The organism is Aliivibrio kagoshimensis (assembly GCF_050337105.1).
Taxonomy (GTDB): Bacteria; Pseudomonadota; Gammaproteobacteria; order Enterobacterales; family Vibrionaceae; genus Aliivibrio_A; species Aliivibrio_A kagoshimensis.
This window is the reverse complement of the sequence record NZ_JAKJSQ010000011.1, coordinates 1-24,234: the sequence shown is the minus strand read 5'-3', so window position 1 is coordinate 24,234 and position 24,234 is coordinate 1. Positions and strand designations below refer to the sequence as shown.

Here is a 24,234-nt window from a genome sequence, read left to right as displayed (position 1 = left end):
GCAAGCGCACATTTTTCCCAATACTGTCAATATTACTTTCGGGTTATTTATAAAATGAAAATATCTGAACATGCCACTCGAACGGAAGAGTTATTTGGTATTCGGGGTGAAGATATCCATAAATGGGTGGATGGTTTTTTTGACCACAATGGCAGTGATCACTCTTTAAGAATGGGAAGGAAAATAGAGTATGATCCCTATGATCATCGTCGTTTTCGCCATTGCAAAGAAGCACTTTCAGAGGCAATTAAAGAGTTTGGCGGGAAGTATACTAACCAGCAAATCAAGAATGTGTTTGAAGCCCACGTGCGAGATGATTACGACGGTTACTTGCCATCTCGTGCCGATTTTGAAAATGGGACATTCACCGCTAAATATCATGAATCAACGCATGGCGAAGAGTTAAGCGAGGTTCTTGATGCCAACGAATTAGCGGATTATTTTAATGGCCTTCACACATCCCAACAAGATAGCCACCACTCACTTGCCAGTTTTAGCTTTAGAATCGTGTTGCCCACCATTACTGCGATTGTGCTGTTTATTACCTCAATCATCTATGTGATTGTCCCTCTTGTTGAGGATTCGATGTTAGGGCAAAAACGCCAAATGTTGAAAGAACTTACTTCGTCAGCGGTGAGCATAGTCGATCGTTATATTGAATTAGAGCAACGAGGAGAATTAAGCCGAGAAAATGCTCAGTCCCAAGCTGCCGCAGATATTAAAGCGATGCGCTACGGTAGCGAAAATAAAGATTACTTTTTTATTACTGACATGAATCTTAAAATGGTGATGCACCCATATCGTAGCGACCTAAAAGGACAAGATTTAACCTACTACACCGACAGTGAAAACACGACAGGATTCCCCGTTTTTGTCGAGATATCCAAACTGGTTAAGGCTGAGCAGCATGGGTTCTTGGAGTATCAGTGGCAGTTTAAAGATGATCCGACTATTACTGCTCCTAAAATGACCTATGTAAGGGGGGTAGAAGAGTGGCAGTGGATCATTGGTACCGGGGTCTATTTTGATGATGTTCAACAGGGAATTGATCGTCTAGAAGGCGTTCTTTATCGTGTGTTCTTTGCCATTACGTTTGGGCTCATGGGGTTAATGGGGTATGTTATTTTTCAATCTAAAGTGATTGAAAACCGTAAAAAACGTGCTGAAATGGCGTTACATGAAGCGAAAAATAGATACCGTGCTTTAGTTGAGTCTTCTAATGAAGGCTACATACTGGAAGCTGATGGTAAGATTATTTTTTCAAATAGCCGACTGCATCAGTTGCTTGGCTACACAGATATCGAGCTAAAGTCATACTCTATTTGGAACGAGCTTTTTTCTGACATTCCTCAAAATACCGAAGTACGCGATCATCTTTCAAAGCTATTTAGTCACGAGAGTGAGCCGGGGGAGTTTGAAGCTCAGCTAGAAACTAAAGCCGGGAAGCAGATTGATATCATTCTGAGTACATCAAAGATTTTTTTGTCGGAAAAGCTCGGGCATGTCGTTTCATTCCGTCCCATTGTTCGAAAGATATATGGGGGTAGTTATGGCAGCATAAATCAAATCACGGATTATCAAAAAATAAGCTGCAATATTGTTACTGAGATAGGAAAAGGTGCCAGCCATGGAAAAGTGGTGGCGTCTCTTAATCAACTCCCAGATTTAATTCGAGAGATGATAGAAACAGGTACCCGACCAGACTATTTACGACGTCTGATTGGCAGTACTTATAATGCAGCAATTTGCCGCTTTATTGAACTGACAATTAAAGATATTGGTGAGCCTCCAGTGCCATTCTCATTTATGTCGTTTGGTAGTAATGCCCGTCATGACATGACACTTTTTTCAGATCAGGATAACGCCATTGTTTTTGAAACTCCTGACGATGCAGACTTGAAATCTATTCGACGCTATTTTTTGCACTTGGCAGAAAAAGTATGTGCAATGCTTAATCAAGCAGGATATAGCTATTGTGATGGTTTGATCATGGCCTCTAACCATCAATGGTGCTTGAGTCAAAAAGAGTGGGAAGAGAACTTCAGTAATTGGATACAACAAGCATCACCAGAGTCGATTCTTGAACTCAATGTCTTTTTTGATATCCGCTCAACGTATGGTGATGCTGTGTTAGTCGATGGGATTCAATCTTATTTCCAGCAGCTACTGCGAGAGCATCCTGAATTTTTATACACCTATGCTCAAAATTGCTTGTCATACGAAGTGCCACTGAATTCGTCTGACGAGATAAAAACAGAAGAATATGAAGGTAGAGCGTCACTCAATTTAAAGGAGTGTTTACGGCCGATGGAGGTTTTTTGCAGGCTCTACGCGCTTAAGCTTGATATTCGAGAGGTCAATACGATGGGGCGATTAAGAGGACTGCTAGCCGCACAAGAGATCGATGCTAAAACATTTCGTGAAATGGTATATATCTTTGATCATATTTGGCATCTACGGTTTATGAACCAGATTATTGAATATACGGATTTGCGAAAAGTGAATGATGTATTAGCGATTAGCGATCTCACCAATTTGGAACAGAAAAATTTAAAAAATGTATTGAACCGAATTTCAATATTTCATGAAAAAGTAGCGATTGATTTTCTATAGGATGACGTTAATTGTTGGCAAAAATAATCATTTCCAGTAACATCGAAATATAAGCAGATAAAGGAGTGAGCCGTGGATATTGAGATTGTTGCGAAAGCATTGAAAGAGTTGGGTCATCCTACTCGTTTAAGCATATATAAAATTGTGGTTCGCGCAGGCTACCAAGGGGTTGCGGTTGGAACGGTACAAGACAAACTTGATATTCCTGGTTCAACACTGTCCCATCATGTTTCTGGTTTGGCATCGGCTGGGTTAATTTCGCAACGCCGGGAAGGACGTACGCTTTATTGTGTCGCTGAATATGAAAAGCTAACTGCAGTGATCGGCTTTCTACAAGAAGAGTGCTGTTTTGATGAGAAATGCAGCGAAGAGGAGGGATAACTTGACAGTTTACACCCAGTTTGACAGCTTAATTGGCACTATGACGGTTCATGCAAATGATGACGGTTTATTGGGCGTGTGGTGTGAGAATCACTCATTTGAGTTAAGTGATCTCGGTGAACAAACCGACACTCACCCTATTTTGCAGCTAACAGTGACTCAACTTCGAGAATATTTTAGCGGCAAACGTCGTGAATTTTCAATACCATTAGCAGCAATCGGTACTGAATTCCAACAAAAGGTGTGGCATGCGCTCACGACTATCCCTTTTGGTGAGACCTGGAGTTATAAAGATCTGGCCATTGCGGTTGGGAACCCAAAAGCATCACAGGCTGTGGGGGGGGCAAATGGAAAAAACCCAATCTCGATTATTGTGCCATGTCATCGAGTAATAGGTAAAAATGGCAGCCTGACGGGTTATGCTGGTGGTTTGGAGATCAAAGAGACCTTATTGAAACTAGAAGGCGCTTATTAATCAAAGAGTTATGTATGGATAAACCCGTAATGCTTACTGTATTGCGGTTTTTTTATTCATCGTTTTTTATATATTATTGTGCACTCTATCAAGTAAACAGAAAGGACAAAATGTCGATAAAGTAGTAAAGTTCATCAAATTAAACCCAATTTGTAGAGGGTTTACCACTTTATTGATCTGAAATGGATGTAAAAAGCAGATGAAAATGATGAATTCGATTGCTAAGAAAGTAGTGTTTGCCGTATCTGGTTTACTGGCTGGCATTTCAATTGTCACCGCCTACGTATTGATCAGCGAACGGGCAGAACAGGTTCAAAGTGAAGTAATACAAGAGGTTAGATTGATTAATGATCAAACGTCTAGCAGCATCCATGAGTTCTTTAAAGCGCGATCAAGAGTCGTTACAACGCTGCAAGTTTCACCGTTTATTACCAACTGGTTTAGCAACTACGATGAGCGTGGTTCAGATATTGACAGTGATGAAACCTACCAAAGTATTGTGAATCAGTTCAGAGCGATTTCAGCACAAGACCCAATGATTAAATCAGTATTTTTTGCTCCGGCCAATACCCACGAATATTTCGACCTTGATGGGCGTTACAATGATGCCAACTACTATACGAGTAAGCGTCCATGGTGGTCTGAAGCGTTAGATAAAAACAGAATGTTCATTACTCGACCTGAAATTGATGCCAATGATGGCAGCATTGTTACGTCAATTAAAACGGTAGTCAAAACTTCAGGCAATAAACTAGTCGGGGTGCTTGGCATTGATATCCTGGGCTCTGCGATCAAACGAGATCTGATTGATAAGATGCACTATAAGCAGCTTGGTTACGGTTTTCTGTTTACCAATGATGGGCATATTATCTCGTTTCCTGATACCGCTAAAAATCTTGATATGAGTAAGCTGCCGACTCTGAATCAAATTGATCAACTGGTGCCTAAGTCGTCAGGTTTTTCTGATTTGATGCAACAGGCAAATCGAAACAGCGAGACCATCACGAGCGTTAGATATGATAATCAAGAGTACATCGTATTGGTCGATCAGCTAGCAGATTCGAGCATAGATCTAAAATGGAATTTAGGGTTTATGGTACCTAAAGAGACCATTACCGGCCCAGTCCAAGAAGCCCTATTCTTCTCGATTATTGTTATATTAATCCTATTCGTTGTGACGTGTTCGGTCATTATCCTTGTTATTAATCGACTGCTAAGTAAACCACTACGTGAAGTGACCGAAGCGATGGATGAAATTGCAGTTGGTGAAGGAGACTTAACAAAACGTTTGGATGAAACCCGGACGGATGAGCTTGGTGTGTTAAGCCGATCATTTAATGTATTTGTCGAGAAGTTGCAAAATTCAATTACGCGATTAAATACCGTATCAGTGAGTATGCATCATTCATCGCAGGCGCTCAGTACAACCGCTATTGATACTCAGGATGAAGTAAGAGATCAGCAATCGCAAGCGCAATTAGCTGCTTCGGCAATGACTGAGATGTCGGCGAGTGCCAAAGAGGTGAGTCACAGTGCAGACCAAGCCGCTAATCTATCTCAATCAACCGCAGATACCGCGTCAAAAGGTGCTGAAATTGTCTTAGAAGCCGCCAATTCAATGAAAGTGTTATCTCAGCAACTTAGCGATACCAATAAAACGGTGGATGATGTTCGTTCAGACAGTGAGTTAATAGGTTCGGTACTTGAAGTGATTCGTAGCATTGCCGAACAAACCAATCTGTTAGCACTTAACGCAGCGATTGAAGCTGCACGAGCAGGGGAGCAGGGAAGAGGTTTTGCTGTTGTTGCCGATGAAGTGAGATCACTAGCATCAAGAACCCAAGAGTCGACAGCGGAAATTCAAGAGATCATTACCAGTTTGCAGCAACGCTCAGAAACGGCCAGTAAAGCAATGAGCAAATGCTGTGCCGACTCAGAAGATACCATGGTTCAAGTTCATTCAGCGGAAGAGGCGTTAACGTCTATTGATGGGTTTATTAGCCAACTCAATGACTCAATCGGATTAATTTCCAGCGCAGCAGGGCAGCAAGCAGTGGCAGCCGATGAGGTGAGTATTAACGTTAACATGATGTCTGATATTTCATCTAAAACGTTAGAAAAATCAATGGCAACAACCGATTCAGCGGAAGACCTCAATAAATTGGGTCTAGAAGTGAACCAAGTACTCAGTCAGTTTAAGGTATAACTCACCATTGAAGTGAAAGGAGTACTCCTTTCACTTCACCGACTCTTAAATCAATTCCAAACATTTTCCTTGCAAAAATAGCGAATAATATTAAGGTGTTAAGTTAACGTTTTGCCAAGGAGTGCCCTATATGGAAATAACAACAACGCGGTTGATGATGACACCCATCTCCCAAAAAGATTGGCCGCTGTTCTTGCAGCTGCATCAAGAGCCTCAAGTTATTTCGCTCTGTTTTGATGAAATGGACGTAGAGTTAGTCAAAGAGAAGTTTGAAACCCGTTTATCGCCGTGGACTCCAAATGGTGACACTTGGTTATGTTTGGTCATTACCGATAAACTTAGCGGTGAAGCCATCGGCATTACTGGTTTTACTTTGGTTGATGGTGTTGCAGAAGTTGGGTATCTACTGCTGCCTGAGTTTCACGGAAAGCAGTATGGCACTGAATCCCTCGCAGCATTAGTGGAGTGGGCGACGAAGACTCATCAAATCACCCAGTATAATGCGGTAGTGACTGAAGGTAATATTGGATCTGAACGCGTGCTAATAAAGTGCGGATTTTCTCTGCATAATGTGGTCGAAAATGCCTACGAAATAGGCGGTAAATGGTATGCCGATCATCATTATCAGCGACGTTAGCCTAATTTCTGAATCACCTGCTGCAGCGAGTCAATTACGGCGAGTTTATCCATATCAGCGGGTTGTTTAACTGGGCCACTACTGTGTCGTATCAACAGATCTGACCGTAGCAGCGTAGCTTGTGGTTGCTGCGAATCGCCCTGAATTTTCTCAACCAAACGTAATACTGCCTCTTTTCCTAACTGGTGGAAATCCTGTTTTACTGTGGTCAGTGCGGGTTGATAAAAACGGCTCTCTGGCGTGTCATCGTAACCTACGACGGAGACATCGTGAGGCACTCTCAATCCTTGATCGTTTAATGCTTTTAGCACCCCCAATGCCATCTGATCGTTCGCCACCAACATAGCAGTAAACGCCAACCCCGACTCAATGAGTGAGCGAGTCAATTGATATCCACTCGCTGCACTCCAGTCACCGTCCGCCACATAAATGGGAGAGATCCCTTGAGCCGACAGTGTGTCGGTGGCTCCTTGCAGGCGAAGTGCCGAGGTACTTGACGACGCTGGACCGTTAATAATAGCGATCTGTTGGTGGCCAAGACTCAGAAGGTGTTGGGCACTTAATGATGCGCCCTCATGCTGGTCATACACCACGTTTAATACTTGAGTATTAGGTGGAACATCGACAAAAATCGCGGGGGTTTGTTTGCTGTTATGGCTTAGTGTTTCAGCTTGTTGAGGGGCCAGTGGCGCATTGATGATAATGCCATCAACATGCTGTGAATTGAGTTCATTGAACGCAGATTGGCAGCCATGAGCTTCACATCCATCAATAATAGAAAGCACAACCGAAAAGCCCTGATTTTTAGCTTCAAGTTTAGTACCAGCTGCAATTTGAGCAGCGGCATGCAATGAGATATCCACAGTGGCTAGACCAAGGGTATGGCTTTTTTTACTGGCCAAACGTTGCGCCAGCCGGTTGGGGACGTAACCCAGCTCATTAATGGATGCTTGTACTTTGCGACGCGTTTTATCGGATACATTAGGGGCGTTATTTACCACTCGAGAGACGGTTTGATACGAGACGCCGCTGTGTTTTGCGACATTCTCTAACGTGATTGATTCTTCCTTCTGCTTACTCATCTTAGTGCCATTGGTCTACTTCTATTGACATGGATAATAACAAAATTGATCTGTTAATGTCTGCGTGCACACTAAATTTGTGAGCTTTCACATGTGAAGATATCTTATGTTTTCATGCGATTTATGGGGTATTATAATTTAAATAGAAAAATACAGTTAATGATTGTGATCGCTCACATAAATAAAAAACAGTGAAGATCATTGCAACGTTAGCTTGTAAAGTAGGGAATATATAGCAGATAAAACCCGAATAAAGTAGGTATTGAGATGACAACATTTAACGCAGTGATGGCTCGTCGAGATTGGGAAAATCCTCAATCGATTCAAGTGAACCGTATGATAGCGCACAGTCCGCTGCATGGATTCAAGAGTCAAGATGATGCACTTAAGCAGCGGTCACCTCAACGTGTCTCATTAAATGGTGATTGGCAATTTCAGTTATTTTCGAGCCCGGAAATGGTACCTGAGTCCATCTTATCACCTGATAGTTCGAACGCTTCTCAAACTGATGACTCTTTGTGGTCTACGGTGTCTGTCCCTTCAAATTGGCAGTTGCAAGGATTTGATATACCGATCTATGCCAACATTAAATACCCATTTCCAGTGAACCCTCCGAAGGTGCCAAAAGAGAATCCAACCGGTTGTTATCGTACGGAGTTCTCTCGCACTGCGGCTCAGCTTACCCAACAAAATCGCCTAATTTTCGATGGGGTTAACTCTGCTTTTTATCTGTGGTGTAACGGCCAGTGGGTGGGGTATTCACAAGACAGTCGTTTGCCTGCTGAATTCGATGTGACTGACTATCTTAAAGTGGGCAACAACCAGTTAACGGTTGTGGTGTTGCGGTGGAGTGATGGCAGCTATTTAGAAGATCAAGACATGTGGTGGTTAAGTGGTATTTTTCGAGATGTCACGCTGTTAACCAAACCTCATCATCAACTGCTGGATGTCCACATAACGCCAGATTTGGATGCCTGTTATCGAGATGGTTGGTTGGATATTACCAGTCGAATTTTCGCCCCTGAGCATTATCAAGTAGAGGCTCAGTTGTTTGAAAAAGACAGTAATGGTCAAGAGTATATTGCAGTTACTGATGCACAAATATCGCAGGTGAATGATCGAGTCATTGATGAAAAAGGGGGCTGGAGTGATATCTGCTACCATCGATTGAATGTACGAGAGCCAAAACTGTGGAGTGCAGAAACTCCGAATCTCTATCGATGTGTGATCACGCTGTTAGATGAGCAGGGTCAAGTCATGGATGTCGAAGCGTATCAAGTTGGGTTTCGTAAAGTTGAGATCAAGCAGGGTCAGCTCTGTTTAAATGGTAAGGCGTTGATGATTCGAGGAGTGAACCGACATGAGCATCACCCTGAGCGCGGTCATGCCGTAAACGAAGATGACATGATACAAGATATTAGATTGATGAAGCAGTACAACTTCAATGCAGTGAGAACCGCGCACTACCCGAACCATCCTCGTTGGTATGAACTGTGTGATGAGATGGGGCTCTATGTGTGTGATGAGGCTAATATTGAGACCCACGGCATGTTTCCAATGGGGCGTTTAGCATCGGATCCAGCTTGGACACACGCCTTTATGACTCGATACAATCAGATGGTCGAGCGAGATAAAAATCACCCATCTGTCATTTTGTGGTCACTGGGTAATGAGTCAGGGCATGGCAGTACTCACGATGCGATGTATGCTTGGTCGAAAGATTTTGACCCTTCACGTCCAGTGCAATACGAAGGGGGCGGAGCCAACACCGGTGCCACTGATATTATCTGCCCAATGTATGCTCGAGTGGATGAAGACCAACCTTTTGAAGCCGTTCCAAAGTGGTCAATTAAAAAGTGGCTGTCACTGCCGGGAGAGCAGAGGCCTCTGATTCTGTGTGAGTACGCTCATGCAATGGGTAATAGCTTAGGCAGTTTTAACAAATATTGGGATGCGTTTCGAGCCTACCCACGTCTGCAAGGTGGGTTTATTTGGGATTGGGTAGATCAAGGCATCAGTAAGTGGGATGAACAGGGTGAGCACTACTGGGGGTACGGCGGTGATTTTGGCGATAAGCAAAATGACCGACAGTTCTGCATTAATGGTTTAATGTTTCCAGACAGAACTCCCCACCCGGCGCTTGAAGAGGTGAAATATTGTCAGCAGTTTTTGCAATTTACCCTCTCTCCCTCATCAAATGGCCCTGATAACCAATGCTTTGAGGTAGAGATCAATAGTGAAGCACTGTTTCGTCATACAGACAATGAGCGTCTAAGCTGGTCGATAACTGAAAATGGCAAGGTGGTTGAACAAGGAGATAGTACTTTGGATATCGCGCCGCTATCAATGCAGTCAGTCACGATAGAGTGTCAATTTGAACGGCAACCAGAGTGTGAATATCATCTTAACCTACAAGTTGAAACCATTGATGCAACTGTGTGGACAGAGGCCAAGCACCGAGTTGCCAGTGAGCAGTTTAGCCTTAAAAACAGCCAATCACTGAGTCTACCTGAGTCTATCGGTTCGTTAGTAAACAGAAACAAAATTACTGTTGATGAGAGCGAAAATGAGATTACGGTGACTTATGGTGACAACAAGCGAAATCAGCAGTGGCGGTGGCTCAGAGATGAAGGTCTGTTAGCGCAGTGGCAAGTAGATGGTGAGTCGCAGTTACTCTCAACACTGCAAGATAACTTCTACCGTGCCCCGTTAGACAATGATATTGGCACCAGTGAAGCCGATTGTGTTGATCCAAATGCGTGGGTATCTAGATGGACAGAAGCGGGAGTCGGAGAGTGGCAGCGTCAGTGTGTACAGTGTCAACTGATTCAGCAAACGAGTGGCGTGGTGATTAAGTCGAAATTTGCTTATTACCATCACGATCAGCTGCAGGCAATCACCGATTGGCAATACCTGATCAGTGAGAGCGGAGAGCTCAATCTAACTATCGAGGTAAACATCAGTGATAACGTTCCGCCACTCCCTCGGATTGGAATCAATTTTACTCTTGCAGAGCAGCCTGAATCAGAGATCTCCTGGTTTGGACGAGGGCCATTTGAGAACTACCCAGATCGTTTAAGCGCCGCACAAGTTGGCCGTTACACCTTGCCAATTTCGGATGTTTATACCCCCTACCTATTTCCATCAGAGAGTGGTTTACGTTGTGATACTCGTCTGCTCAATATAGATAATCTGAGTATACGTGGTGACTTTCACTTTAGTGTTAACCGATACAGCCAAGCGCAATTAACACAGGCTAAACATACTAATGAATTGGTTTCTGAGGGGAAAATTTATGTCTCTATTGACCATCAGCATATGGGCATAGGGGGTGACGATTCATGGAGTCCAAGCGTACACCCTGAATACTTGCTACAAGCAAAACGATATCACTACCAAATAGAGCTGACTGCAAAGCCACAATAAAGTGGCACTCTGTTTTGGTCGCCGTTTTGAACCGAGTCGGCCTACTACCGTTTTGTCTTTTGGACTTCGATGGAAGCTGAACCGATCAAACCGCAGATTCGTATCAAGCAGAGTGAACCGATCCCAAGGACTATCTGCATTGCCAACAGCTCGGTACCACAGTGAGAGAGGCGGACATTAAAGCTTTTGAATATCCGTCAGCCCGTGATCCGCTGAAAGGGATCGGCGTTGGTGTGTTTACTCCGGCTGTTTTTACTGCTCCTCGACCACAAGAAATGAACCAATGGCTGTGTGAAGTGAGTGCAATCGAGGTATCATTCAAACAGGTCGGTGACAGAGGGGGGACGACTTTCCCGTTTGAGTGCTTTGCCTTAAATGGAGAGTTGCCACTTCCGGCATAATCCACACTTTTTACCGCCAATTGATGGATGATTATGGATCTTATTCAGCTCTCTCGAATCAGTTTTAAACATCTTACTGCGCTGCATGTGATGTTATCGACCCACAGCGTGACCAAAAGTGCTGAGGTTCTGTGTAGCAGCCCATCCACCGTCAGTAAAACCCTCTCGCAGGTAAGAGTTCTACTCAATGACGAGCTATTCTATCGCGACGGCACTCAACTGATCCCAACAGCGTATGCCGTCAAAATTGGGCCTTCAATACATGCTATTCTCAACAATATGAATGAGCTATTGCATCAATCTACCTTTGTACCGGCAGAGTTTTCCGGCTCCTTCACCTTTGCCATGCGTGAGAGTACCTTAGACATTTTCGCACCGATTATTAGTCAAATAGTGTCAAAACAAGCTCCGCAAGCGCAGATTGAAATTCACTCGAAAGACCAATTCGGTTTTGATGCTCTGCTTAGCGGTCAGGTCGATGTGATTGTGCTCCCCCATGATAAAAGCCAGCCGTTAACCAATGAGAAACAGTTGGTGTGGGAGAGTGTGATTGAAGATGAGATGATCTGTTTAATGTCTTCAACTCATCCGCTGGCAGATCAAGCGTTAACGATTGAGTCGTACTTACGTTATAAACACATTGGGATCATTGATAAAGAGCTGAATCAACCCTATTTTGAACAGACTTTAAAACAGCAACATAACCCTCGAGAGAAAGCGATTACTGTTGCCGATTTTGGTAGCGCCGCGACGATTTGTGAACATTCAGACTTCCTCTTCACTTGCTCAAAAAGGTGGTTTGAAGTGGCCAAACAGGCTCAAGGTTTAATCGCGAAACCTCTGCCTTTTGATTATGGGCAAGTGGCCTACAGCATGGTGTGTAATCGATTGAGCCTGAACGAACAAGCGTTGAGTTGGTTACTGAGCACAGTTAAGCAGAAGCTAAATGCAAATAATAACTAGAGATATACAGAAGGGGTGATGACCTCTCGGCCCAAGCGGCTGACCAACTTAACATGTAACTGCTCCATCTGCTGCTCACTGCATTTTCCCCACGATAGGGCCTCTCCAACCACACCATGATGTTGAAAGGCATTAAGACGGATCTTAATATCACTCGGCAATTCAGCCAAATAGTCCGCAACGGCATCAACCTCGCGCAGTAGATCGGTTTTCTCAGGAACATAGAGTAGGCGTACCTCATACAGTTTGTTGTATTTAGCCAAAAGCTTAATAGAGTGAAATACACGATGATTCTCTTTGCCTACCAGCCATTGATGTCTCTCTTTTTGCCACGCTTTAAGATCGATCATTGCGCCATCGAGGTAGGGGAGTACTCTCTGCCACCCCTGTTGCGACAAACTGCCGTTACTATCAATAAAGCAGCTCAAATGCTGTAATTTTCCAGACTCTTTAATCGCCTTAAACAACTCAATGATAAATGGCAACTGTAAGGTAGCTTCGCCTCCAGATACCGTAATGCCACTCAAAAAAGGTTGGTGTACAGTGATCAAGTCGATCAACTGTCGCACCGTATAGTGACTGATTTTAGGACTGGATTTAGAGGGACAGACACTCAAGCAGAGATCGCATTGACTGCACAGCGAGGCATCCCACACCACGTGACTATTGACGACACTGAGTGCGCCCGTTGGGCAGGGTGCCACACAATCACCGCAATGGTCGCAATGATTGATGGTTTGCGGATTGTGGCAAGTGATGCAATCGTAATTACAGCCTTGTAAAAACAGCACCATTCGATTACCCGGCCCATCAACACATGAGAAGGTTAATATCTTGCTGACCGCGGCTGTTCTGTTGAGCTCAGTTGCCATCTTATTGACAGACTGGGGCCATTTCTTGGGCAACCACGCGTGGCTTTCTCTCTAGAATACCGGTGTTTTTACTCGCTTCTGACCCTAAAAAGGTGGTATTGGTTCTAGAACCTTGCTCATCAAATTTGGCGATGTCAGACAGTTTAACCATGTAACCAGTCACTCGAACTAAATCGTTTGAAGCGACGTTGGCGGTAAATTCTCGATAGCCTAACTGCAAAGCGCCTTTAGCTAAGTTAAACATCGCTTCTGGGTTAGATTTCACTGTTTCATCTATGGTCAAAATATCACTGATGCCAGAGGTATAATATTGATGGTGTGCTGCTGTGGCTTGTACATAAGAGACAGGGTCGGGTTCGGTTCCATAAGGAATTCGTACACCAGGGGTGACATCGGTATCTAGACTAATTCCACCTTGAGCATGCAGTAAAGCTCTGCCGTGGTAGCCATACTTTACTGGAGTAGTCGAGACAATCTCTGATAGTTGTTTTGAGATACGATGTCCCAATAAGTTTGCGTTGTCATTGTGGCCATATAGACCAATGAGGTTCTCTTTGACCATCAACATATTGACCGCCTCAGCCATGCCGTAAATACCAAACATGGGTGCAAATCTGTCTTCGTGAATCAATCCCTCTTGAGTTAAAAAGCCAGAAAAAAAGTTAGACTTTTCATGCAGAAATGCACTTCGAGCTTCCATTAAGCCAAACATGACGTTGCAGTATGTAGGTAATACATTCGTTATAAAGTCCGTACTATCTTGGGCTTTTTTAGCCACTTCTTTTAAATTCATACGGGCCAGAGTATTTGAACCGCCCGCTAAAGGCAGTGAGTTGTAACAGCTAACAATACCAAAGCCGCTGTGATCATAGGCTTTGGCATGGACTGGGTAGTTAGCAATATGCGGTTTACTGCATTCGCAGATGTTTGCCGTCGCTTGGCGAAGCAGGTCATCAGGAGTGACATCAGCATCGTACATAAAGGTTAAATTAGGGGCGATCTGTTTAAGCTCGGCATCCACTCGTAATATGGTTCGGCAGATAATGTTGTCGGTTGGGCCAATGTTGACGTGCATAAAGGCGTCAGGCAACGTGCGATCGAGCATGATCCAAAACAGTTTCAACTTTTGATAAATCTGCTGATCAGTCAATTCGCCGATATACGGCATGAGCACCGTATCGAGTTGACCAAGATAAACGGGAATGGAGGTAACAGATGGAACGTGATGATAAAGAATCGTCAGCAGATTTATCGCGTCGTCTAAATTGGTAGCAGGATCGAGTTCGAGGTACTCAGAACCTTGAGCTAAAAACTTGGCGTAATCCGGCAATACATATCGAGGTTTGAAAGGGGCATGACCTTCAAACATATCACACAGTATACCGTCATCAATAGCTTGTTGAGTGGTAGGGTTAATGTCGAGATAAGGTAGACTCGCTTCGGCTTCTAACGCCAAATATTGAGATTTTTGCTTTGGAGATAGATGTGCATCGGTGATGATGTTGTAGAAGCGATCTTGACTCATGATTAGTCCCTATTTTTTATATGGTCTAATCATAATTCAGCCTAACTCTTTTCAACTAGTGAAATTAAACAAAATACTCTTTTCCATAATCGAAATAGTGAATTTTTTAACTGTTCTCTGTTTTTTTAATGGAACTGTTCTATGCCCCAATGGAATATCTATGTTTATATATGCTCCGTCAGACAGAGGAGCCTTCCCCCTATGTTGTGCGACCTGTCTGGTACTGAGAAAACTTCCTTTATAGCGTTTATTTTTGCGTTGGGCCAAGTTCTGCTTGGCCTTTTTTTTGTGCTTAGATAAGTGAAAAATAGGTAAGGATAAACAACCCCAATGTGCAGGTGACTAATGAACCAATGGTGGTTAATGCGATAATGTTAGCTGCTAGTAGAGAGTTTCCTCCCATCGCTCTTGCCATGACATAACTTGCCGCAGCTGTTGGCGCTGCACTCATAAAGAATATCAATCCCAGTTCTATTCCGGTGAAGCCAAACAGTAAAGCGCCGCCTGTGATCAGGATCGGACAGAGTACCAGTTTAAATCCGGTAGCAAACCAAGTTGGTGTTTTGTCCTCTTTTAACGAATGAATATTGAGTGATCCTCCGGTGCAAAGCAGTGCAAGTGGTAGGGTCATATTGGCAAAGTATTGTCCCGCATCGACGACCATTTCTGGGATTGGGATGGAGAGATAATACACAATCACCCCACACATAATCGCAATGATTAACGGATTTTTGGTTAAGGTTTTTATAATCAGAGCGGTGGTATTAACCTCACTACTGGAGTCTTTGGGGGTTAAGGCGATCACGGCTTGTACGTTATAAAGCAGAGTGGTGGAGGCGACATAAACGGCAGCTAAAGCAACCCCTTGATCGCCATAGGCATTGGCCATATAAGCCAGCGCGATAACGGCGGTATTGGATCGAAACCCCCCTTGCAAAATTACGCCATTATTGCTGCTATTTGTAAACGCCATTTTGGTTGAGAAAAGCGTAAACATAAAAAATAGAAAGTTGGCGATCAGGCCATAAAGAACAAGAGAGGCACTACTAGAGAAGCTCTTTTCAGATTGAATAATGCTGAGAAAAAGCATGGCGGGTAATGAGACTTGGAAAACCAGTTTTGAAGCCACATCAATGAAGTTCTCGTTAATTAAACCAATACGTTTTAATACTACGCCCAGACAGAGCATTAAACAGATAGGCCCAGTAATCGAGGCAGAAAAAAGAAGTTGTTCGTATAAGCTCAAAGCGATTCCGTTCCTGAAAAATGTGTTCAGAAACATTTATACACTATTTCGCTGTTTTTGAGTCTATTATTATCTAAAGTCATCCCTCTCTGATTTTATGATCTATAAGTGATACCCTGTTGGCGTAAAATAAAATAAATTTACAAAATTGAATGAAAATTGTTCTAAATGAGGACCAATGGATACCAGAAAAGATAAATACAGTATTGATAATACCGACTACACGGTCGGCCAAGATAACATTCAAAAGTGGGGATTCGATGTTCATAACCCTGTTTTTGGCATCAGCGCTTCCTTAATTGGACTCTTCTTAATTGCCATTTTGCTGGTTGACCCAGAAACCTCAAAATCTACATTAGACGGAATTAAGTGGCAAATCATCGGCGCCTTTGACGGCCTCTTTATGTGGTCAGCGAATATTTTCGTAGTGTTTTGTTTGGCACTGATTGTTTCCCCATACGGTAAGATTCGTTTAGGGGGTGATGAAGCGAAAACTGATTACTCATTAATGTCATGGATAGCAATGCTATTTGCTGCTGGCATGGGGATTGGACTGATGTTCTGGGGGGTAGCAGAACCGGTTGCTTACTTCACAGGCTGGTACGAAACACCGCTTAATGTGGCAGCAAATACACCAGAAGCAGCCAAACTTGCACTGGGTGCGACAATGTTCCACTGGGGACTTCACCCATGGGCAATATACGGTGTGGTTTCACTCTCTCTTGCTTTTTTTGCTTTCAATAAAGGCTTACCGCTTTCGATGCGTTCAGTGTTCTACCCAATTCTAGGTGATCGCACTTGGGGTTGGCCTGGACATGTGGTTGATATCTTAGCGGTGCTTGCGACTCTATTTGGTCTAGCCACTTCTCTTGGGCTTGGCGCACAGCAAGCAGCCAGCGGATTCCACCATGTATTTGGCATTGAAAACGGCTTATCACTACAAGTTGCGATTATTTTCCTCGTGACGCTGTTAGCCGTTGTTTCTGTGGTTCGCGGTATTGATGGCGGTGTGAAAATAATCAGTAACGTCAACATGCTATTAGCGCTTGCGCTCGTTGTGTTTGTTGCGTTGGTTACGTTTGCAGTTTCTATGGGCACTATCCCGACAACAGTGATGGGTTACATTGAAAACATTATTCCACTGAGTAACCCAATTGGTCGTGAAGACCAAGCGTGGATGCACGGTTGGACTGTGTTCTACTGGGCATGGTGGATTTCATGGTCTCCTTTTGTGGGTATGTTCATTGCTCGTATTTCACGTGGTCGTACTATCCGTGAATTTGTAACTGCAGTGTTGATTGTTCCAACGGTAGTTACAACGTTGTGGATGTCAGTATTTGGTGGCGTTGCGATTGACCAAGTGGTGAATAAAGTGGGGACGTTAGGCGAGAAAGGACTAACAGAAGTGCCTCTTGCTATGTTCCAAATGTTTGACTCTCTGCCTATGGGTAATATTCTGTCGCTACTAGCCGTTGTATTGGTGTTGGTGTTCTTTGTGACGTCATCAGATTCCGGCTCACTGGTTATTGATAGCATCACGTCGGGTGGAAAGGTGGATGCACCGATTCCTCAGCGTGTTTTTTGGGCCTTTATTGAAGGCGCTATTGCCGCTGCTCTAGTGTGGGTTGGTGGTACAGAAGCCATTCAAGCGCTGCAAGCTGGCGCAATATCGACGGCCTTGCCATTCACCATTATCTTATTGGTCATGTGTGTTAGCTTGCTCTTAGGACTACGAACAGAGAAACGTGCTGTTTAATGGTTGAATAGAGATGATGCATTGAATAGATGCCTCTTTTAAAAGGCCGAGCGAATCTTATCGCTCGGTTTTTTTATACCCAAAGTTTCTTAATAGGAGTGTCAGGACTGAAATGGTGATGGATCTGTGCTTGCAGCAGTTCCGCAGTGGCGATGGCATCGGTAAGAGCATCGTGAGGGGGGTAGAGCGGTAAGTTATAGCGGGTTCTACTATTTGCAAGGCGAATGGAGTCGGGGCGAGCATTTCGAATCCAATTCAAGATACTCTTCGGTTTGGCTTGTCGAATATCGGCTTCAATTTGCATGGTATCAATCACGGGGAAGACAATCCCTTCGTTAATGACACTTCGAAGCGCTGCATCAAAAAAGTCTCGTTCGATACGTCGATAGTGAACCACCACAACCTTCCCTGCAAGCTCATCCAACAGCTGTTCTAATATACGTATTAGATCCGGCGCCCCCTTCAAATCAGAATGGGTAATGCCATGAATGATGATCGACTCCTCTTTAAGCTTATCTTCCGGAGTCACAAACCAATGTTTGGCCTGCCTGCACGCAATACGCTGCAAGGTGAAAGGGACCAAACCGATACTGATGATACTATTTTGATTCGCATCCAGACCTGTCGTTTCAAAATCTAACGCCACAAACTCGATCTCTTTGAGTTGAGTTTCCCCTTGATAGGTGCCAGTGTTATAGAAATTGGCTAAGCGTTTATCTTTGCTTTCCAGCGCTTTTATTTGTAAAAAGGCCTTCCAATTCAACACCTCTTTGTTAGTGAAATTATGCATTATTTGGCCTGCATGCTATTGGCGGTGTAACGAAATTTCAGGAAGTTTTGCGCGCTGCTTAATACAAGAAAAGCATCCTTGAGGTTACGCCTTTCAAATTCAGACATGTTCTCCGGTTCAATGTTGTTATCAGGCTCCTGTTCAGACTCAATATCTAACGATTGGTGCCTAATACGAACTAATGAGATTAGCTCCATCGCATGTTGCAGATCTTTGCCTTTTGATGAAGGTAAAATTCCCGCTTCAATAATGTCCTCTAACCGGTCGAATGAGTTTTGGGATTGAGAACCGATAGCCAATGCGTGCACACGAATGAGATCCGCTAACGGAGCCGTTCCACGACGTTTTAAATTGATGGAGTTATTATGACGGCCATCTTTTTCCATGACAAAATCTTTGAAGAAACCGAGTGGCGGAGTGCGGTTCAGTGCATTTCTGGCTAAGCAAGCTAAGAAACGGTTGTTCTTTTTCGCTTTTCTAAGAATGAAAGCGTTCAACTGTTCGGCCCATTTTGTTCGTCCATAGACGCCATTAAGATCGAAGAAAATGGAGCAGTTGAGCAGAGCTTGTGGATTGGGGTCGTCTATCCAATCTGCAAAACAAGCTTCCCATTGTGATTGTGTTTTGCGATGCTCTGGATTCGTCGCCATGATATCTCCGCTGCAATAGGTGTAACCACATGCCGCTAAACCATCACAAACAAAGGCGGAGAGTGCCTTAAAGTAGTCACCATGTAGCGATTCTTGATATTGATTATCGAGAATTAACGCATTATCTTGATCGGTAACAATCAACTGTTCATCGCGGGCCATAGAACCGAGTGCTAAAAAACAGTAAGGGATAGGAGGTGCGCCTAACTTCTCTTCGGCCAATTCAAGTAAGCGTTGCTTAAAACTGCGGCCAATCTCTGACATCGCACGGCCAACCATGTGAGAATTGGCGTCTTCGTTCACCATACGAACAAAACAGCTCTTTAATTGATTAGAGAGCAGGATGAGATCCTCAATGCTATTTTGTTGGAAAATACTGCTTACAAATAGAAGGCTATTTTGTGACTCATAACGAATGATATCACTCACTTCAATCAGCCCAATTGGCTGCTTGTTTTTTAAAATTGGGAGGTGATGAACGTTGTAGCGAAGCATTAATAGCATCGCTTCAAAGATGTAGGCGTTGTGATCAAGAGAGATCAGCTCGGTTGACATGACCTCGGCAACTTGGGTATCAACATCTAGGCCTTGAGCGATCACCTTAGCGCACAAATCTCTTTCTGTGATAATGCCAACAAAACTGTCACCCAACTCATTGATCAGGCTACTGTCATTGATCAGTGCCGCAGAGACATTCTCTTCTGACATGATTTTCGCCACATTTTTAATTGAGGTGGACGGTGGTAACAAAACAGGCTCTCCACTCAGTAGCGTTTTGACTTTTGATGTTGTCAATGAGTTGGCGTCATCACTGTTATCTTCTACCGCCTGTTGCAATCGAATACTGCCTTCGACTTCAACAAAGTCCGCAAAGGTTTCATATCGCTCACAATACTCTTCAAAAATATTATCTGGAATGCAGTATAAAAGCGTATCTTTGAGTGCTTTGGCTGGGAAGCGAACTTTGTTATTGGTCAATAGACCCATCTGACCAAACAGGCCTCCTTGATCGAGGCGATTATAGAGTTCACCCGTACGACGATATATCTCTACGACACCACTTCGTATCATAAACAGATCATGAATTTTGTCGCCAAACTCTATCACCATGCTGTCAGCTCGATAATAGGAGATCTCAATGCTTTGAGCGACTTCAATAAGTGCATCTTCTGGCAGTTGGTCAAAAGGGGGGTATTGACTGATGAAGTTTCGAATTTCCAGTAGTTCGACTTCCATTATTCGCTCGATATTGATGAGATAAACTGATGTTAGACAGTATATGTTATCCCTGCTCAATATGCAGCTAACCCCTTTCTAACACTCTTAGTATTAATACTCATACATTTTTAATTAACTTGTCTGCGTGTATCTTGGTATCATTGTCAGCTATAAATGCCCTACAATCTATTCATTATATTATGCAAAGGAATGTGTCATGAAAATAAACAAACTGCTTCTTGCGTCACTCATTATGTCATCTTCAGCGGTTAATGCAGACCCATACGTAGGGGGAAAGCTGAGCTACGGTTGGTTAAACGACGCATGTGAAACCAGTGCAAGCTGCGACGATGACTCAATCGGTGCTGGCCTCTACGCGGGTTACGATTTTAGTGAATATCTAGCATTAGAGCTTGGTTATGATTACTTAGGTGATTATGAAACCAACTTCAAAAACAGTGGCACAACCGCTGTTATTGACGATAAGATGCACGCCTTTACACTCGCCCCAAAGTTGACTCTTCCTTTGACTGATAAGATTGCACTGTTTGGTAAATTGGGTGTGGCACACGTCTCTTATGACAGTGCAGATGATGAAGTACTTATGGGGGGATTAGGGGCTGAGTTTGCACTTAATGACGCCATGTTTATTAGAGCGGAGTACCAACATTACAGTAATATTGATGATGGCCCCGTTGATGACATGGACGCTAACACAATTTCAATTGGTTTCACTTATAAGTTCGGTCAGTCAGCAGCTCCAGTTGCCGCTGCGGTACAGAGTGAACCAGAACCGATGGTTGCTGAGCCTGCTCCGAAAGTCGTGGAAGAAAAAGTTGAAGAAGCCGTTGCAGTAGTTCCAGCGCCTCATGAAGCGACGATCACTACAGTCACACAGAAGTTTGATTCAGGTTTATTCGCAGTTAACAGCTACGAGCTTACACCGGCAGCAGAAAGTGTATTTGACGACATGTTGAACTTACTGTTAACTCACAGTCATGCGAAAGCCGACATCATTGGTTATACCGATACGTCAGGTAATAAAGAGAAGAATCAGGTACTTTCAGAGAATCGTGCTAAATCCATTGCGGACTACTTTATCTCGAAAGGCGTAAAGGCGGATCAACTGACCTACCGAGGTGAAGGGGAAAATAATCCAATCGCCTCCAATGAAACATTAACGGGTCGTAAGCAGAACCGTCGTGTAGAGATCACGGTACCAAGTTTCGAATTCTAAGAAAAATAGTAAGCAAACCGAGCAATAGGAGCGTACCAGAGTGTGCGCTCTTTTTTTGCCTGGGTTATGCGTTGTTAAATAAATACAGGGGCATCGTAGTCATAACCTTCATCGGTATAAGCAGTAACAATAGCATCATCAACTAAGCCATCTTCAGCGACCACTTGGGTCTCAAAAAAATGTTGAATCTGCTTACGGCGACCGTGAGCTGCCCAGCTTTCACCATCAGTCCATATCTCATTAAAAACGATAGGGTAATCCGTTTGTGTTGCACTTGGGTGCGAAATTTGTCGAGTCAGCATATATTGAATACACCCCTGTTCACGATAAGCATCAGGTTCTAACGCTTTCAATACTTCAAACAACTCAGACTCTTTGCCCAACTTGGGGCGAAATTGAGCTAAAACATAAACACGTGTAGACATTGGAGAGACCTTTTATCGATAAATAGACAGTGTAAACCAATATGGGRAAGTAAATGGCTAAAGTAATGAATTAAAAATTGAACACTCTCACACTCTAAAGCAATAAAATTTACCCATACATTTCAACCTGATGCATATTTGTACCAAAGCCGCATAATCCGAACACCCCTAATGACTTACTTTTTGTAAGGGTATAAATCTATTTGTTCTCTTTATGAAATGCGCAGTGTCATCTATCTGCGTAATAGTGAATACCTTTTATACAGTAAGGATAAGTATGAAAAGTTTAAATTTTGCACAAAAAATGACAGTAGTCACCTGCTTCATTGTTGCTTTAGCACTCGCCTCACTTTCAGTCGCCAATTATCAGGTGGTTAAGGAGCATACTAAGCAAAGTCTACAGACCAATTTACATGAAATGTCTCAAATGACATCGAACAATATTGCTAATTGGTTAAACGGCAAACTCAGATCAATGGAAGCGATCGCTGTGCAAACAGATAACATAGATGTAGAGATGAATATTGATGGCTTGAAGCTGATCTATCAAGCAGGAGATTTTGTGTCGGTCTATTTGGGTAGTGAGGCTGGGGATATGATAATGAATGATCCGGAAGAGTTCCTGCCAGCCGACTACGATCCAAGGAAACGCCCTTGGTACATTGAAACGAAAGCAGCGATGTCCTCATCATATACTGAACCCTATATGGATGTTTCAACCAATACTGTGTTGATATCAACGGCAACTCCCGTTAAAAATGGTCAACAATTTATCGGGGTGGCAGCGGCAGATCTCTCCTTAGGTCACGTAGTAAAAACCTTGTCATCATTGGATTTTTCTGGCAGTGGCCATGCCTATATTGTCTCAAAAACAGGTGTGGTTTTAGTGCACAGCGATCCAAACCTCAATGGTAAAAGCATCAGTGATTTATATGGCCAAACGAAACTCACTTTCACTGAAGAATTACAAGAGGTCAACATAGAAAACAAACCGCTATTGGTGGGCTTTTATCCTATCAAAGGGGTACCAACAGTCGATTGGTACATTGCCGTTGAAATTGATAAAGAACATGCTTACAGCACCATATCCGACATATTTAATCTCTCGGTACTTTTCACGCCAATCATCATTTTAATATCGATGCTTGTAGTGTGGTTGTTATTGATGAAATTAACCCAGCCATTAAGAACATTACAAATAGCAATGCAAAATGTGGCAGAAGGCGAAAGAGATTTAACCAAGCGGCTTGAGATAGAGAGTCGTGATGAAATTGGGCAGTTAGCCGAAAGCTTTAACTCTTTTGTGGAAAACATCCATCAGATGATGAAAGCGTTCAAAATTAATTCAGATCAAATGAATGTAATTGCCGGCACTATTAACCAAGACTCCATTGGGAGTCAGCAAGAGATGGACAAACAACGAAAAGAGACAGAACAGGTTGCGGCGGCCGTTGCACAAATGAGCTCAGCGTCGAGTGAGATTGCCACAAATGCACAAGGCGCGTCAGATGCCGCAAAAGAGGCGGATGATGAGAGTGAGCATACTAATCATGTAGTGGGACAAGCAGTCCAAACCATTAAAGGATTGGCAGAAAGTTTAGATTCGGCAGAAAAAGTGATTGATGATTTAGAGCATGAAGTAACTGAAATCAGTTCTGTGCTTGAGGTGATCACAGGTATTGCTGAGCAGACCAACTTGCTGGCGCTTAATGCAGCGATTGAAGCTGCCCGAGCTGGTGAACAAGGACGAGGTTTTGCCGTCGTTGCTGATGAAGTGCGAAACCTAGCGGGTAAAACACGATTAAGTACTGAAGAGATAAACGCGAAAATAACCAGTTTGCAAGAGGGAGCAAAGCGCGCCGTACAGACCATGAAAGAGAGTCGTATGATTAGCGTTCAAAGTGTGAATAAAGCGGAAGAAGCGGGAGAATCACTGGCTAAAATATCTTGTGCAATCTCTCGAATCTCTGATATGAACATGCAGATTGCGGCTGCTTCAGAAGAGCAGACTAGTGTCTCTGAAGAGTTGTCACGTAATGTAGTCAATATCTCGGACTCGACAGAACACACATTTGAATCGGCAAATAAGAACGTCAAAACCAGTGACTCACTTTCTAAAATCAGTCAGACCATTGAGGAGGGGGTCAATCATTTTGCCATTTAACCGAAAAGGTCAAGTATGTTGAATTAACTCGAATGTGCATTATTATTCACTAGTGCAACAGTGAGCATAGTATGGGGTAGGGATAATATAATTTTTTCTGCCCTAACTTATTGCTCTTATTGAGTAAAATAAAATGACGTTATCTAATTAATTGAATAGTAAAGAAT

At 43.3% G+C, this 24,234-nt stretch carries 17 protein-coding genes and 1 pseudogene; 11 read left to right on the top strand and 7 right to left on the bottom strand.

Going from position 1 to position 24,234, the window contains the following annotated elements; all coding sequences use genetic code 11:
* The first annotated feature begins 54 nt into the window (after positions 1 to 54).
* From L4C32_RS05790 to L4C32_RS05770, 5 genes are all read left to right on the top strand, one after another.
* Positions 55 to 2,613: a DUF294 nucleotidyltransferase-like domain-containing protein gene (locus L4C32_RS05790; RefSeq protein ID WP_428195915.1), complete on the top strand. Its 2,559-nt coding sequence runs from the start codon at positions 55 to 57 to the stop codon at positions 2,611 to 2,613.
* Between the two features lie 72 nt (positions 2,614 to 2,685).
* Positions 2,686 to 2,994, top strand: a complete 309-nt coding sequence (locus L4C32_RS05785) for an ArsR/SmtB family transcription factor (RefSeq protein ID WP_428195914.1) — start codon at positions 2,686 to 2,688, stop codon at positions 2,992 to 2,994.
* A gap of 1 nt (position 2,995) precedes the next feature.
* A complete protein-coding gene (locus L4C32_RS05780; protein WP_428195913.1) occupies positions 2,996 to 3,469 on the top strand; it encodes a methylated-DNA--[protein]-cysteine S-methyltransferase in 474 nt (157 codons plus the stop codon).
* 205 nt (positions 3,470 to 3,674) lie between these two features.
* Positions 3,675 to 5,675, top strand: coding sequence for a methyl-accepting chemotaxis protein (locus tag L4C32_RS05775; protein WP_428195912.1), 2,001 nt, complete (start codon positions 3,675 to 3,677; stop codon positions 5,673 to 5,675).
* A 130-nt stretch (positions 5,676 to 5,805) separates the two neighbouring features.
* Positions 5,806 to 6,312, top strand: a complete 507-nt coding sequence (locus tag L4C32_RS05770) for a GNAT family N-acetyltransferase (RefSeq protein ID WP_428195911.1) — start codon at positions 5,806 to 5,808, stop codon at positions 6,310 to 6,312.
* Here the strand turns inward: L4C32_RS05770 and L4C32_RS05765 are convergent.
* Positions 6,309 to 7,394, bottom strand: a complete 1,086-nt coding sequence (locus tag L4C32_RS05765) for a LacI family DNA-binding transcriptional regulator (protein ID WP_428195910.1) — start codon at positions 7,392 to 7,394, stop codon at positions 6,309 to 6,311. The two genes, L4C32_RS05770 and L4C32_RS05765, sit on opposite strands and share 4 nt — an antisense overlap.
* 267 nt (positions 7,395 to 7,661) lie before the next feature.
* On the opposite strand from L4C32_RS05765, the gene L4C32_RS05760 reads away from it, so the two are divergent.
* The 3 genes and pseudogenes from L4C32_RS05760 (at position 7,662) to L4C32_RS05750 (ending at position 12,184) form a co-directional block, all read left to right on the top strand.
* On the top strand, positions 7,662 to 10,820 hold the full coding sequence (locus L4C32_RS05760; RefSeq protein WP_428195909.1) for a beta-galactosidase: 3,159 nt from the start codon (positions 7,662 to 7,664) through the stop codon (positions 10,818 to 10,820).
* A 131-nt stretch (positions 10,821 to 10,951) separates the two neighbouring features.
* Positions 10,952 to 11,221 (top strand): annotated as a pseudogene (locus L4C32_RS05755) (hypothetical protein); the annotation flags it as partial.
* A 33-nt stretch (positions 11,222 to 11,254) separates the two neighbouring features.
* Complete coding sequence (locus L4C32_RS05750; RefSeq protein WP_428195908.1) at positions 11,255 to 12,184, top strand: LysR family transcriptional regulator; 930 nt, start codon at positions 11,255 to 11,257, stop codon at positions 12,182 to 12,184.
* On the opposite strand, the gene L4C32_RS05745 is transcribed toward L4C32_RS05750, so the two are convergent.
* The 3 genes from L4C32_RS05745 to L4C32_RS05735 all read right to left on the bottom strand — a co-directional run bounded on the left by L4C32_RS05745 (position 12,181) and on the right by L4C32_RS05735 (position 15,863).
* Positions 12,181 to 13,056, bottom strand: a complete 876-nt coding sequence (locus L4C32_RS05745) for a YjjW family glycine radical enzyme activase (protein ID WP_428195907.1) — start codon at positions 13,054 to 13,056, stop codon at positions 12,181 to 12,183. The two genes, L4C32_RS05750 and L4C32_RS05745, sit on opposite strands and share 4 nt — an antisense overlap.
* A 1-nt stretch (position 13,057) precedes the next feature.
* Complete coding sequence (locus L4C32_RS05740; RefSeq protein ID WP_428195906.1) at positions 13,058 to 14,581, bottom strand: YjjI family glycine radical enzyme; 1,524 nt, start codon at positions 14,579 to 14,581, stop codon at positions 13,058 to 13,060.
* A gap of 292 nt (positions 14,582 to 14,873) precedes the next feature.
* Positions 14,874 to 15,863, bottom strand: coding sequence for an AEC family transporter (locus tag L4C32_RS05735; protein WP_428195905.1), 990 nt, complete (start codon positions 15,861 to 15,863; stop codon positions 14,874 to 14,876).
* Positions 15,864 to 16,005: 142 nt separating this feature from the next.
* On the opposite strand from L4C32_RS05735, the gene L4C32_RS05730 reads away from it, so the two are divergent.
* Positions 16,006 to 17,583, top strand: coding sequence for a BCCT family transporter (locus L4C32_RS05730; protein ID WP_428195904.1), 1,578 nt, complete (start codon positions 16,006 to 16,008; stop codon positions 17,581 to 17,583).
* A 73-nt stretch (positions 17,584 to 17,656) separates the two neighbouring features.
* Here the strand turns inward: L4C32_RS05730 and L4C32_RS05725 are convergent, their stop codons facing one another.
* Positions 17,657 to 18,373: a 3'-5' exonuclease gene (locus L4C32_RS05725; protein ID WP_428195903.1), complete on the bottom strand. Its 717-nt coding sequence runs from the start codon at positions 18,371 to 18,373 to the stop codon at positions 17,657 to 17,659.
* Positions 18,373 to 20,259, bottom strand: a complete 1,887-nt coding sequence (locus L4C32_RS05720) for a DUF294 nucleotidyltransferase-like domain-containing protein (protein ID WP_428195902.1) — start codon at positions 20,257 to 20,259, stop codon at positions 18,373 to 18,375. Before L4C32_RS05720 ends, L4C32_RS05725 begins: the two co-directional genes overlap by 1 nt.
* Before the next feature lie 199 nt (positions 20,260 to 20,458).
* Here L4C32_RS05720 and L4C32_RS05715 point away from each other — a divergent pair, with 199 nt between their 5' ends.
* Positions 20,459 to 21,478 carry an outer membrane beta-barrel protein gene (locus L4C32_RS05715; RefSeq protein ID WP_428195901.1) on the top strand — a complete coding sequence of 340 codons (1,020 nt, stop codon included), beginning with the start codon at positions 20,459 to 20,461 and terminating at the stop codon, positions 21,476 to 21,478.
* A gap of 74 nt (positions 21,479 to 21,552) precedes the next feature.
* Here L4C32_RS05715 and L4C32_RS05710 read toward each other — a convergent pair whose 3' ends face one another.
* Positions 21,553 to 21,903: a putative quinol monooxygenase gene (locus L4C32_RS05710; protein WP_428195900.1), complete on the bottom strand. Its 351-nt coding sequence runs from the start codon at positions 21,901 to 21,903 to the stop codon at positions 21,553 to 21,555.
* A gap of 277 nt (positions 21,904 to 22,180) precedes the next feature.
* Between L4C32_RS05710 and L4C32_RS05705 the strand changes: the two genes are divergently transcribed.
* A complete protein-coding gene (locus L4C32_RS05705; protein ID WP_428195899.1) occupies positions 22,181 to 24,067 on the top strand; it encodes a methyl-accepting chemotaxis protein in 1,887 nt (628 codons plus the stop codon).
* The last annotated feature ends 167 nt before the right edge of the window (positions 24,068 to 24,234 follow it).